This window comes from Cellvibrio sp. ATLC23 (assembly GCF_057196725.1).
In genome coordinates this window covers 47100-59852 of record NZ_JBXUOS010000009.1, presented here as the reverse complement: position 1 = coordinate 59852, position 12753 = coordinate 47100, and the positions used below count along the sequence as shown (strand labels likewise).

At 44.2% G+C, this 12753-nt stretch carries 11 protein-coding genes; all 11 read right to left on the bottom strand.

Going from position 1 to position 12753, the window contains the following annotated elements; all coding sequences use genetic code 11:
• Positions 1-7: 7 nt before the first annotated feature.
• The 11 genes from rfbC to AC2CG4_RS14545 all read right to left on the bottom strand — a co-directional run bounded on the left by rfbC (position 8) and on the right by AC2CG4_RS14545 (position 12731).
• Positions 8-553 (bottom strand): dTDP-4-dehydrorhamnose 3,5-epimerase, encoded by a 546-nt coding sequence (gene rfbC / locus AC2CG4_RS14595; RefSeq protein ID WP_484486963.1) that lies wholly within the window; start codon positions 551-553, stop codon positions 8-10.
• A 55-nt stretch (positions 554-608) separates the two neighbouring features.
• Positions 609-1493 (bottom strand): glucose-1-phosphate thymidylyltransferase RfbA, encoded by an 885-nt coding sequence (gene rfbA / locus AC2CG4_RS14590; RefSeq protein ID WP_484486962.1) that lies wholly within the window; start codon positions 1491-1493, stop codon positions 609-611.
• 5 nt (positions 1494-1498) lie between these two features.
• Complete coding sequence (gene rfbD / locus AC2CG4_RS14585; protein ID WP_484486961.1) at positions 1499-2386, bottom strand: dTDP-4-dehydrorhamnose reductase; 888 nt, start codon at positions 2384-2386, stop codon at positions 1499-1501.
• Entirely contained in the window at positions 2383-3450 is a 1068-nt protein-coding gene (gene rfbB, locus AC2CG4_RS14580) for a dTDP-glucose 4,6-dehydratase (protein ID WP_484486960.1), read from the bottom strand. The genes rfbD and rfbB overlap by 4 nt, the downstream gene beginning before the upstream one ends.
• 21 nt (positions 3451-3471) lie before the next feature.
• A complete protein-coding gene (locus AC2CG4_RS14575; protein WP_484486959.1) occupies positions 3472-5139 on the bottom strand; it encodes a sulfotransferase domain-containing protein in 1668 nt (555 codons plus the stop codon).
• A complete protein-coding gene (locus AC2CG4_RS14570; protein ID WP_484486958.1) occupies positions 5136-6389 on the bottom strand; it encodes an ABC transporter ATP-binding protein in 1254 nt (417 codons plus the stop codon). The genes AC2CG4_RS14575 and AC2CG4_RS14570 overlap by 4 nt, the downstream gene beginning before the upstream one ends.
• A 21-nt stretch (positions 6390-6410) precedes the next feature.
• Positions 6411-7220, bottom strand: coding sequence for an ABC transporter permease (locus AC2CG4_RS14565; RefSeq protein ID WP_484486957.1), 810 nt, complete (start codon positions 7218-7220; stop codon positions 6411-6413).
• Between the two features lie 128 nt (positions 7221-7348).
• Positions 7349-8959, bottom strand: coding sequence for a hypothetical protein (locus AC2CG4_RS14560; protein ID WP_484486956.1), 1611 nt, complete (start codon positions 8957-8959; stop codon positions 7349-7351).
• 427 nt (positions 8960-9386) lie between these two features.
• Positions 9387-11609: a secretin N-terminal domain-containing protein gene (locus AC2CG4_RS14555; protein WP_484486955.1), complete on the bottom strand. Its 2223-nt coding sequence runs from the start codon at positions 11607-11609 to the stop codon at positions 9387-9389.
• Positions 11610-11691: 82 nt separating this feature from the next.
• Positions 11692-12135 carry a hypothetical protein gene (locus AC2CG4_RS14550; RefSeq protein WP_484486954.1) on the bottom strand — a complete coding sequence of 148 codons (444 nt, stop codon included), beginning with the start codon at positions 12133-12135 and terminating at the stop codon, positions 11692-11694.
• 32 nt (positions 12136-12167) lie between these two features.
• Positions 12168-12731, bottom strand: a complete 564-nt coding sequence (locus tag AC2CG4_RS14545) for a hypothetical protein (RefSeq protein ID WP_484486953.1) — start codon at positions 12729-12731, stop codon at positions 12168-12170.
• Between the last annotated feature and the right edge of the window lie 22 nt (positions 12732-12753).

Here is a 12753-nt window from a genome sequence, read left to right as displayed (position 1 = left end):
TAAAGTATTATTCGAAGACATCCGCGTTAGCAAACCTTACCCCTAATTGATCTTTTGCAGATAACAGGGGAGCAAAAGGAGTTTGCCAATCAATAGCTAAATCAGGATCATTCCAAGCGATACAGCGCTCCGCCGATTGTAGATAATAGTCCGTTGTTTTATATAAAAACTCTGCACTTTCGCTTAACACGACAAAACCATGAGCAAACCCTTCCGGGATCCAAAATTGACGTCTATTTTCTGCACTGAGCTCAGCGCCCACCCACTTACCGTAGTAGGCAGAGTGCTTGCGGAGATCGACAGCAACATCAAACACCGTTCCCTCCACTACTCGCACCAATTTCCCCTGTGGCTGCTGTATCTGATAATGAAGTCCGCGCAGAACACCTTTAATTGAGCGACTATGGTTGTCTTGTACAAAATTAACTTCTCGCCCAACGATATCGTCAAACCTGTTTTGATTGAAACTTTCATAGAAAAAGCCCCGCTCATCGCCGAAAACTTTAGGCTCTAAAATAAGGAGATCCGGTATTTTTGTAGTAATGAAGTTCATTGTGAATGCCTTAACTGCCCAATGATATCAATCAAGTTATGTTTGAAATGCGGCACTAAGCACCCTCATTCTTTAGCAATCGCATCAAGTATTGACCATATTCATTTTTTATTAACGGCTGAGCTAATTTTGCTAATTGCTCGGCAGAAATAAAACCCGCACGATAAGCTATTTCTTCTGGGCAGCTAACTTTTAAACCCTGACGATGTTCAATAGTTTCAATAAAATTACTAGCCTCAATTAGGCTTTCATGAGTTCCAGTATCTAGCCATGCATACCCGCGACCCATGATCTCCACCTGCAACTGATTTCGCTCAAGATATATTTTATTGACATCCGTTATCTCGAGTTCACCTCGAGCAGAAGGCTTTAAACTTTTTGCAATATCGACGACTTGATTATCGTAAAAATACAACCCAGTTACTGCAAAATTACTTTCGGGATTCAACGGCTTTTCTACCAGTGATGTAGCTCGCCCTGTTTTATCAAAAGCCACAACGCCGTAACGCTCCGGGTCGCGCACTTGATACGCAAAAACAGTTGCACCAACATTTCGTCCTACAGCCACAGACAATTCTTTTTCAAAATTATGACCATAGAAAATATTATCGCCTAACACCAATGCACAGTTGTCGTTAGCAATAAACTGCTCCCCAATGATAAATGCTTGGGCAAGACCATCGGGACTTGGCTGTACGGCATACTGTAGATTCAATCCCCAAGCACTACCATCACCCAGTAAGTCGTTAAAACGAGGGAGATCCTGCGGTGTTGAGATGATAAGAATATCTCTAATACCCGCAAGCATCAGCGTACTAAGGGGATAATAGATCATTGGCTTATCATAAACAGGTAATAGCTGTTTTGAGACTACTTTAGTTACCGGATATAAGCGAGTGCCTGAACCGCCCGCAAGAATAATACCTTTACGTTTTTGCATTTGAATTATTCCAGTATTTCGCACAGAGTTCTTGCAACACCCAATTTCCAGTTAGGTAAATGCAGTGAAAACTGGTCTGTTAATTTAGCGCAGTTGAGCCGCGAGTTATGTGGTCGCTTTGCCGACGTAACAAACTGTTCGCTATGAACAGGAGTGACACCACTAGACTTTAATTTTAAGTCTGCACCGTGTTTGTGGGCGCATTCAAAAATAAATTGTGCATATTCATACCAAGTTGTTACGCCAGCTGCAGTTAAATGATAAACACCGGATATCACCTTATCTGGTTGTTTAAGTACTAACGCTGTTATATCGGCAATAAGATCCGCTCCAGTAGGTGATCCAAATTGATCATTAATTATTTTTAGTTCGTCCTTTTCTTTGGCCAAGCGCAACATGGTCTTTATAAAATTGCTCCCTCTCGCTGCATATACCCAACTAGTACGAAACACTATGAACCTACAGCCCGAGTCAAAAATTGCGCACTCACCTAATACTTTCGATTTCCCATACGCATTAATTGGATTAACTGCATCAAGCTCACGCCAAGGCGCGCCCTCTGTTCCATTAAATACGTAATCGGTAGAGTAATGCACAAGAAGAGCGTTAATTTGTGCCGCAGCTTTCGCCATAACAGCGGGCGCATTGGCATTGATCAAATTTGCTACGGCAACTTCCGACTCAGCCTTATCCACCGCCGTATAGGCTGCAGCATTTACAATTATGTCTGGATTTATTTTTATAATTGTATCGCTCAAACCTGCAAGGTCGGTTAGATCTCCGCAATAGTCCGCTGAATGGCGATCAAGTGCAGTTAACTCTCCCAATGCTGCAAGACTACGCTGCAACTCCCAACCTAGCTGCCCATTTCTTCCAAATAAGAGAATCTTCATTCACTGCGATCCGAATAATTTTTACTGACCCAATTGCGGTACGCACCAGTTTGTACATTTTCAACCCAAGATACATTATTCAAATACCACTCAACGGTTTTTCTAATCCCACTTGCAAATGTTTCGGCTGGGCGCCAGCCTAAATCGCGCTCGATTTTACCCGCATCTATCGCGTAACGACGATCATGACCCGGCCTATCAGTGACATAGTGAATTTGCTCTGCATACGATTTTTTGTCTGCGCGAGGATTAAGTTCATCCAATAAGTTGCAAATTGTTTTTACGATCTCGATGTTAGGTTTTTCATTCCACCCACCTATGTTGTAGGTTTCACCTACGCGGCCTGCATCAAGCACCCGACGAATAGCACTACAATGATCTTTAACATATAGCCAATCACGAACTTGTTGCCCGTCACCATAAATAGGCAATGCTTTCCCTGCCAATGCATTAACAATCATTAAGGGAATTAGTTTTTCTGGGAAGTGATATGGCCCGTAATTATTAGAGCAATTAGTCGTTAATACAGGAAGCCCATAGGTGTGATGATAAGCTCTAACTAGATGATCACTTGCGGCTTTACTGGCGGAATAAGGGCTATTGGGTTCATATTTGTTATTTTCAGTGAAGGGCGCCTGCGAGGGAGTCAATGAGCCATACACTTCATCGGTCGAGACATGTAAAAATCTAAAGTTACCTTGCCTTTCAACGGAGATACTATGCCAATATTTTTTAGCTGCTTCCAATAGATTGAAAGTCCCCACCACATTTGTTTGAATAAATGCATCAGGCTCATGAATGGATCTATCAACATGACTCTCGGCGGCAAAATTAATTATCGCGCGCGGCTGGTATTGCTCTAACAAATCAACCACCAATTGCGAATCGCCAATATCACCATGCACAAATATATGGCGGGCGTCATTCCTCAACCCTGATAACGTGTCAATATTTCCTGCATAGGTTAACTTATCTAAATTAACTATGGGCTCATCATTAACGACCAACCAATCCAATACAAAATTAGCGCCGATAAAACCTGCACCACCTGTTACCAAAATCATATTCAGACCTACGTAAGTAATTTAAATTATGTATTTGAATTCGGTTAATTCCGTGGCACAAAGATCCATCAGCATATCGCGCTCCTCATTATCATAATCATTTGTTCTTTTCCTCGAACGCGCGACAATAGCTCCAAGCCCACCATCATACTTTAGCTGTGCATTTAGCTTATTAATGAGCTGTGTCGGGTTATCCGTCAGGTCTTCATAACGCCATAAAAGGAGATGACTTTGATAGTGCAGAAGAGTTCGCGCCAATAGCCGCCATAATAGAACTCGCCGTAATGCAGCATTAGATTGTAAATCTATTTCTAACAGTGACTGGCGCTGCCATGTAGACCATGCAGGAAAATCTGGGTTAGCGATCGGAAGATTTGCTACTTTTGCTTCCGCAAGATGGCTAAACGTATTGCGCCATGAAGCTAGCGTATCCAACGGATTACGAATCATTGCAACAATAGGCCAATTCAACTTGATGAGATATTCCATTGAAGCTATATATGCTAACGTATTTTTTGACCCCAACCAAAAATCACTACGCGAAATCTCCGGATGATATGACACCTGCTGATCAATAATGGCCGTATCCTCAATCACTTTTCCATCTTTAATTTTATTAAGGATGGGTTGCCCCGATAAAATGCGTTCGCGGCATTCGGCATAATATAGATCAATGCCAGAAGCATCTGTTCTACTTTGTAAATGATTAAAAATCTCACGAGGTTCGTTTAGAACCAGCCATTCCACTTGAGAATCAAGAACGCTTGTTAAATAGCTAGTGCCGCTGCGCGGAATCCCAGTAATAATAAAATTTCTTTCTTTCTTTTTATACTCAAGTGAAGGAGTCCGCTTATTTATAAGCACTGACCACTGTGGGTTTGCACTTATAATCTTTAGAAAATCCGGATGCTCTGATATAGCCTTTTGAAACAGGCCATGCAGTCTTGGCTCTCTTAGAATAACGCCCGGCGTATGGTAATGCACCATACCAATATCGATATCTCCCAACGAACGAAGATGTGCAGGATAATTATAGAATTCTGACACCAGAGCCCAATCGCCGGTTTTTTCCATTGCAACTGGCAAAGCAATCTGATCAAGCCAAGGATATTTATTTTCTAAGCCCAACTCCCTTTCATTTAATTTTTTGGCGATCTCCTGCCAGTGCTCCGATAGCACTTCCGGCTTATTCGTGACGATGAAACCAGCATTAAAGTACGGATAGGAAAGAACATTATTGACCGTTAATCGCACTCTGCGCACAGGAGTAGGTACATTCAATAACTGATATATTTTTTGCCAGCTGTCTTCCGTTCCCCAAGTTCCCAGATCTGCAGGTTTTGCTGCGGAGTCTCTATTCTGCAGCGCATCGGCGATACTCCACTTAGACAATGAAAGCATATCCGAATCAAGAAAACAGCCCATCTCATTTTGCGGCAATAACGCCAGCGCAGAAATTTTATTTCCTATTGGATATTCATCACCAAAAACGGGAATAAAATAACGTAATTCGACACCTAACGTTGTAAATAGACTAGTCGTTGCATCGGAAATTTCTTGCCAATCTTTGTATTTTGGCAGCGCCGCAATTAAGCGAATATTTTCTCCGTGTGTGTTTCGTAGCGACCATGCTAACAAAAGTGATTTTATTTCCAGCTCGCCTTTTTGGCATACAAACACCACGTTCATGTTAAAATCTCGCAGCTTCCATTTAAATCTACTACAGCATCAAAACGTTTTTCTGCAGCAATAATGGTAAAGTCAGCAATTCCCACCTGTTTATCGAGCATTTTTACCTCGTGTGGGGATGGGCTATCATCCAAACGCAAAGTAATTGCGTAATCGCCCAGCTGCAAAGCAGCATCAAAGCCAAATCTAACTTTTATTATACCTTCTTCATTTGGCTGTAGCTTTTTCATTGCATAGCGCTCATTAAACCCAAACAGATTAAAACCTCGCCGGTCTCTAATCGTCATTTGTATTTTTGGATACTGAACAACTCTCGCAATTCGAGCAGTCACCTCCAACTCTACTCGATCTCCCTGATCGACTAGCACCGACTTGCCGCTACCTTTTCCAGTTACTAATACCGCAGATGTTATTGAGCCAAACTCTGAACCAAAGCTTAATTTTGCTCCCTTCGCCTCTGCACTCTCCCTTTCAAGCTGATGATCGTGCAAACTCTTCTCTCGCGTTTCATTCAAATAGACTTCAGTTCCTTCTTCTGCTGCGCCATCATAGACTAGCGCCCCTTGTTTTAGATATAACACGCGGTCGCAGTACTGCTTCACCATTTGCACATCATGAGTAACTAACAATATTGTTGTACCCCGCTGTATTAAGCTTTCCATACGCTCAAGGCATTTTGCTTGAAAACTAACATCACCCACAGAGAGCGCCTCATCAACAATCAATATGTCAGGCTTAATATGAATCGCTGCGGCAAATGCAAGACGTACATACATACCGGACGAATAGGTTTTAACCGGCTGATGAACATGCTCGCCTATATCTGCAAAATCTAAAATTTGGGGCAATATATGTTCAAGCTCCGAACCAGAAATACCATTCAGAGCACAGTAAAATTTTACGTTTTCAATTCCGGTATATTCAAAATTAAAACCCGCACCCAGTTCTAATAGAGCTGAGATGCGCCCATTAATTTTCACGCTCCCGGATGTCGGCGCAAGAGTTCCACAAATAATTTGTAGCAAAGTTGATTTGCCCGCTCCATTTGCTCCAACCACACCAACTATCTCACCACGATCAACATTAAAGCTAACTGAATCAAGGGCAGCAAACCTCTCACGCCGGCCCCAACTACTCACTATGAGCGACTTAAAACGATCACCAGGTGAGAAAAATAAATTAAATTCTTTACAGAGGCGATCTACCTCTATGACTACATTTTCTGGTGATTTTTTAAAATTTGTATTCATCTTTTGTACCGACGCAACAGACTAAAGCACATCAGAAAAACCTCGAGACAGCTTCTTAAACAGATAGTAACCAATCCAGCACAGTAGCAACGCAAAAGCGCTGTAAATGGCCAATAAACCAAAGTCCGGCAAACGCCCATAGATCAATAAATCACGCATTGAATCTATGACAATAGTGAGAGGGTTAAAGCGTAAAACAGGTTGAATTATACTGGGTGCAAACTCCAGCGGAAAAAACGTGGTGCTGGAAAACAACATGAGAGTCGACAACGGCGGAACAATTAAGGTCAAATCGCGAAAATAGACCGCAAGCGCCGATAGAATCCAGCTCAAGCCCAGACCCAAAATTAGGAACGGAATAAACACCAAGGGAAACAGTAATAGAGTAGAAGAAATGGGTTTAGCGCTTAGCAACATAAAAACCAGTAAAACTATGAAGCCTATTAACATGTTTAAAAATGCGGTTGACACTATGTTCCATGCAAGTAGCGGCAATGGAAATACTATTTTTTTTACATAGTTACTATTTTCAATAATTATTGTGCTTGAACGCGCCAACACTTCCGCCAAAAAGCCGTGCAAAAGCAAACCAACGAACAGCACTGAGGCAAACTCGACGTTGGTATTGGACACATCAGGCCAGCGGGCCTTGAAAATGACTTTAAATACAAATGTGTAGAGCGCCAGCATTAGCAGTGGATTTAACAATGACCACAACCCACCCAATAGAGTGCCCTGATATTTATTGCCCAACTCACGCTTTACCAACTGAATCAGCAATGCTCTATACTGAAATGCAATAGCAATTGGGCGAATTATGCACAGCACCATCTCAACGTCTCAACAGATTACTTTTGTTACATTTCATATAAAAGAAAAGGGCAGCCTAAGCTGCCCTTTTCTTGGCTTTCAGCGATATATCTACCGCCTACTCAACATAACACATAAGCACTAATAAATTAGTTGCCAGAGTTAGTTGAAGTAGAAGGAGTGATGCCATCGTTGTTGCCATCGGTAGTTGCAGTTGAGTTGATCAACACACCACCAGCGCGAGTCATGTTTTGACCTACGCAATTTTGGAAACCACCGAACAACACAACACGTGCGCGACCGGTCCAAGCAGGTACACCCAAAGCAGCCTGTACTTGCTCAGGAGTGAACACTTGAGTTGCGTGACCTTTCAGCTCGGTAGACAACAAGGCACCGTCAGTACCCAAACGAGTACCGTCTTGAGCCCAAGCACGAACACGTACTGGACCAGCTGAGCCAGTGGTGTTAGTCAAACGCAAGAAGGTTTCGTCAGCAGCAGTACCGTTTGCAGCAGTAACGTTGAAGAAGGCTGCAGCACAACCATTGCGAACCCATGAACCATAGTTATCAGCTTTGTAAGATGGATCTTGATAAGTTGGCTCTGCGTTGTTGTAAGTAGCAGAAGCTGAGAAGCTTTGTGGCTCAATAGCTGCGGTACCTTTAGCAACAGCACAAACGGTGTATGCAGTCAGGTAGTCGTTAGTAGTCCAGTTAATGGTTGCAGTTTTAGCACCCAAAGTGAACTTGTTAGAGCTCAAAGTTGCACTTGAACAAGTACCACCAGAAACGAAGTCAGCTTCTTTAATTGAATTGAAGCCAGTTTCGCTGCTAGAAGTAACAGTCAGGCTAACAGTATCCGCACCGTCTGGAGCGTATTGGTTACCAGCTGGGTCAGAAATTTGACCTGCTTGCACGTTTGCTGCTGCGGCAACTGCTGGCAGAGCAACATCCAAACCGTTGTATGACTGGAATTTGCTGTCAGTATTAGTTGTTACAACAAACTGCAGAGTACCAGCATGGTTAAAGGTTTGACCGTCATTCAACCCATTGTTGGAATATGCACCAGCAGAGAATTTCAGGTCTGAGTTAGCCATGTTGATGGTATTTGGGTTTGCAGCAGCCAAAGTACCAGTAGCAGTCAACTTCAACGGATCAGCAGAAATAGCGATAACAGTTGAAGGAGTCAGGTCAAGACCACCTTGAATAGACACAGAAGCCTTGATTGCAGTACCAGCAACACCCAAAGGCTTAACATTTCTTACTTCAATGTTGGTGTTTACAGCAGTAGCAGCAACCAGAGCAGCTTCGTTCGCGTACAGAGAATCTGCAGCTGAACCACGAGCCAACAAGTTCAAGGTATCGCCAGCAGCCAAAGCTACGCCCAGCTTAACAGTTACGTGGAACGAACCATTAACACCGCCAGAAACGATTTGAACCAAAGAACCAGCGTTACCACCGGTAGCCAAACCTGGGTTAGCAGCACGGTTAACAGCAAAGTGGTTGATGGTGATAGTGTCGTTGAATACAGCGTTGTCCAACAGGTTGAAACGAATTTCAGTGCCAGCTGGAATTGCTGCTGCTGCCTTGTAAACCAAGTCTGGCAGGTATACTGCTTGAGCTTCAGAGCCTTCGCCGAAAATGTGCGTTGCGAACTGAGAAGACTTACCTGCAATGTTATTAACTGCCAAAGTACCAGCTTGCGCTGCACCAGCTGACAGGGTCGCAGCGATAGCTACGGCTAAAAGCTTTTTGTTTTTCATGCTTAGATTGCTCCGTTGAAAACTAATATGTACATATTTTATTACACGTGTAAAACATAGCTAGGATGCTTATGTTTACCACAATTTCCTCTGAATGACAGGCGAAAACGATAGCCAACACAGCAGAGCCGCGACCGATATTAGTTAGGTAATCCGAAAAGTTCAACACTTTTCATTTTAGATTTTCCTTTATCGGCCTTTTTTTTGTGTTTTTGCCGAACAATCATCCTTAGATCAACACTAGAGCCAAGCCAAGCTTGCTTAGACCCGACACTAATAAAAATGCAGACAGGCCTAACATAGTTGAAACAAGGGGACGCTCAACAGCCCTCAGGGTCACCCCATTAAAAAGCGCAAGCAAATGTACATTAAATTTACACTAGCGTCCAGCGCGATAGCCGGCACGAGCAGACAACAGACTCGTAAATTACTCCGTGCGTGGGCGCTCTGCCCCTCCAATTACAGACCCTATACTTTCTATCGAAAGCTGATCGCGAAACTGATTAGTAATTGACTCAGCTTCTTCAGAATCATTCAATACATAAGGCACAACCATAATGAGCAACTCAGTGCGCTCTTTATTGTCTGAGTTGGCTCGAAAGAGGTGCCCCAGCAAAGGAATTTTACCGAGCACCGGAACACTGGTTTCGCCATCTGAACGCTTGGTGCGAATCATCCCCCCTAGCAGCACTGAACCACCGTCTTTGAGCGACAAGACCGTTTGCACTGAGCGGGTGGATATTGGCGGATTTCCGCTGCCATCTGCCGCTCCCGGCTCACTGACCTCTTGACTAATTTCTAGTTCGACCCGATTTCCCGCATGAATAGTCGGCGTCACACTGAGCACAGTACCCGCCTCAACATAGGAATAGGTTTGGCGACTACCACTTGAACCGTTAGTCACTTCATCGCTCACGGTATCCCCCGTGACCACCGAAAACTGCGTGCTTACATTGACCGTAGCTGCCGCGCCGCTTTTCACTAACACACTTGGCGTCGAGATCAGGCGAACGCGCGACTCGCCGGCATAGGCGCTTAACTTGGCACGAACGTCACCCGCATTATTAACAAAGGTAAACAATCCTGAAGCCGGTAGTTCACCCAACCCCCCCTCTGTAGTGAAAGCAGACTTTTTACCTGCCAACCCCACCTCTTGGGCGAAGCCCTCAATACCCAGCGCAAAATTATCCGATAAAGTCACCTCCGCAATCGTAACCTGTATTAACACTTGCTTAGGCGGTATATCCATTTCCTTTATGATAATTAGAAGCCTAGCCCATTCGGCCGCGGAGCCTTTATAAATAATGGAGTTGCGGACCTTATCAACTACAAAATGCGTACCTGAACCTGCAGAACCAGTAGATCGATCAGCACTATTAACACCTGCTGCTGGCGTGTTCCTGAATACCCCGACACCCGAGTTCTTTGGCGCTTCTGCTTCTGCACTCACACCACCATCACTAGAGCCTCCCCCATATAACTGGTTAAGCACCCCAGCCACCTCCTCTGCTTGGGTGTTTTGCATTTTATAAACAAACAGACCCGCAGAGTCGGCCGTATGCGGTGCTCGATCAAGCTCAGCGGCCCAAGCTTTCACATTAGCCAATACATTGCGATCCGCAGCAAAAGCTATCACACGATGCGCAGCCTCTAACGGAATAAGTATGATGCTCCCCCCACGCATACCCTTGCTGACTTTGAAACCTTGCGCCTCCAGCACTTGGGCCAGCTGCTCCTCTAGCTCTTTAACCGTAAGGTATACAGGCGCAATAGAAATGCTGTTCTGCCCTTGAAAAGCAGGCTGGTCAAACAATTTCACCGCTTCGGCAAGCTGTCGCACTTTGGGTTGAGGCCCCATTAAAATCAAACCGTTACCATCTGGATCGAAATCCACTTTTACGCCAAGACCTTCGTAGGCCATCATCAACCAGCGTTGAGCGTAGCGAGCATCTACCACTTTAATAGGAACATACTGAAAAACGGTACGGTGCGATGCAGGCACCTCTGGCAGCGCGCTACCACTAATTAATAGAGGTGGCTCACCACTGCCCCCCTGAGGGTTCATAGAAAGACTAAAACGAATAATGCCGCCTACATTTGAAGACTCAATTCCATAGCGAGCCAACACTTGTACCGCCATTTTGGCTAAAGCGGCAGGCTCCTGCTCTCCTTCAATGCGCAAAGTCACTAAATCTGTTTTTTGTTGCAGTGCGGAATCTATTTCGTAAGATTGCTTGAGAATATTTCCAAAGACTTCATCAATAAATGCCGCCACAGTCAGGCCACTTAAATTGACTTGTACCGAGTCACCCGTTAATGCATCGAACTGACCACTAGCATTGTTCCCCACCATATTCGTTTTACTGACGCCCGGTTGAGGCATAGTTTTGAATTCAGTAGCTCGCCTTTGCGCGCGCTGGTTTTCTTGTTGATCAATTAATACTAGATCATCATTAGATAGCGGCGCCTTCTTTACCCGAAGAGCCCCAGGTAAAACCAAGCCCTGCTTGCTTATCTCAGGAGTAATGTCTTTATCAATAGGTGACTTTTGGTTGGCACAACTGAGCAAAACACCTACTGCACACATGCCGATAATCAAACGCCCTGTTTGAATAATGCTTGATTTTAGACGGGCTACACTTGCTAACATTATGACTCCGATTGCCCCCACTCCTGAGACACATGTGGCGCACAAGAAACCAAGGGGGGATTAATGCAAAATAAACGATGGACTAACGATGAATTTTCACAAACCGCGCTTGCGATTCACCTTTATCACCAGAACCCGAAACTGTTACACCAGTCTCTTCAACCTTAATGATTTTGTCACCTAAAACCTTATCACCAACGGCAAGTCGGGAGATTTTATTATCAACTGCAACCAAGGCAAGCAGCCTAGAGCCCACTTTTATAACACCTTTTAGTTGCCAGCTCGAAGCCTGAGAGACTGCCTCGCTGTTGCCTTCAACCAACCCCCAAGCAGGATGATTTGCCGCCGCCTCAGATAAAGTCAGCAGCTGCGAGCGATCAACCAGAACCGGCAAACGCCATGTCTGATCAGATGATTTTTTTACGGTTGAGACAGATGGAACCTGTAGCATGGCAGCTTCAATTACGATGACCGCCACGACAAACCCAACCCCCCAACGAATCCACGTTTTATTGAACTGCTCCATCTATAAGATCCGGATCAAGAATTAATATGCTATCAAAGCGCCTGAAAATAGAAGCGAATCCTTATCCGGAAAAAAGGGAGGGATTCTCTGGCAAACTCCGCTAACACAACTGTCGTCGATTTTGAGTTTGACTCTATTTGACCAAGCAACTGAGTGTAGGCTTGAGGATTAAATTTTCCTTGCATATTCATTTCAACGATCCACAGCATCCCATCAATTACGGCCACTTCATCATTTGCAACTATGCGGAACTCTTCAATATTTAAACCAGTTGCCATCTGCTCCAACCAAGCCTGTGCATCCGCTTTTGCAAGCCCTTGACTAGCGCTAACCCACAACTGCGCCTGTGTTTTTGCACGTAATTCACTACTCTGAGCCGCACGCTCAACCCAACCTGTTTCATTTGCAAGGGCTTTTATCTTTTTTAAGTTTGCCGTCTGAACCTCATAAGAGTTCAGTAACTCATCCCTGTAATCCGCCAACACCAATACAATATAAATCAGCAAAATGGGAATAATTAGAACAACACCTAATCTAAGCCGAGGATTAGCCTGAAACTCTGAAACCAGTTGAGCAAGAAGTTGTTTAACCGTCACGACTTAAGCCTTTAGCGAAAAA

Coding starts and splice junctions, on each gene's coding strand:
- rfbA (WP_484486962.1), bottom strand. CDS start 1,493: ATGCAAAAACGTAAAGGTATTATTCTTGCGGGCGGTTCAGGCACTCGC.
- AC2CG4_RS14575 (WP_484486959.1), bottom strand. CDS start 5,139: ATGAACGTGGTGTTTGTATGCCAAAAAGGCGAGCTGGAAATAAAATCA.
- AC2CG4_RS14555 (WP_484486955.1), bottom strand. CDS start 11,609: ATGTTAGCAAGTGTAGCCCGTCTAAAATCAAGCATTATTCAAACAGGG.
- AC2CG4_RS14570 (WP_484486958.1), bottom strand. CDS start 6,389: ATGAATACAAATTTTAAAAAATCACCAGAAAATGTAGTCATAGAGGTA.
- rfbD (WP_484486961.1), bottom strand. CDS start 2,386: ATGAAGATTCTCTTATTTGGAAGAAATGGGCAGCTAGGTTGGGAGTTG.
- AC2CG4_RS14550 (WP_484486954.1), bottom strand. CDS start 12,135: ATGGAGCAGTTCAATAAAACGTGGATTCGTTGGGGGGTTGGGTTTGTC.
- rfbC (WP_484486963.1), bottom strand. CDS start 553: ATGAACTTCATTACTACAAAAATACCGGATCTCCTTATTTTAGAGCCT.
- AC2CG4_RS14560 (WP_484486956.1), bottom strand. CDS start 8,959: ATGAAAAACAAAAAGCTTTTAGCCGTAGCTATCGCTGCGACCCTGTCA.
- AC2CG4_RS14565 (WP_484486957.1), bottom strand. CDS start 7,220: ATGGTGCTGTGCATAATTCGCCCAATTGCTATTGCATTTCAGTATAGA.
- rfbB (WP_484486960.1), bottom strand. CDS start 3,450: ATGATTTTGGTAACAGGTGGTGCAGGTTTTATCGGCGCTAATTTTGTA.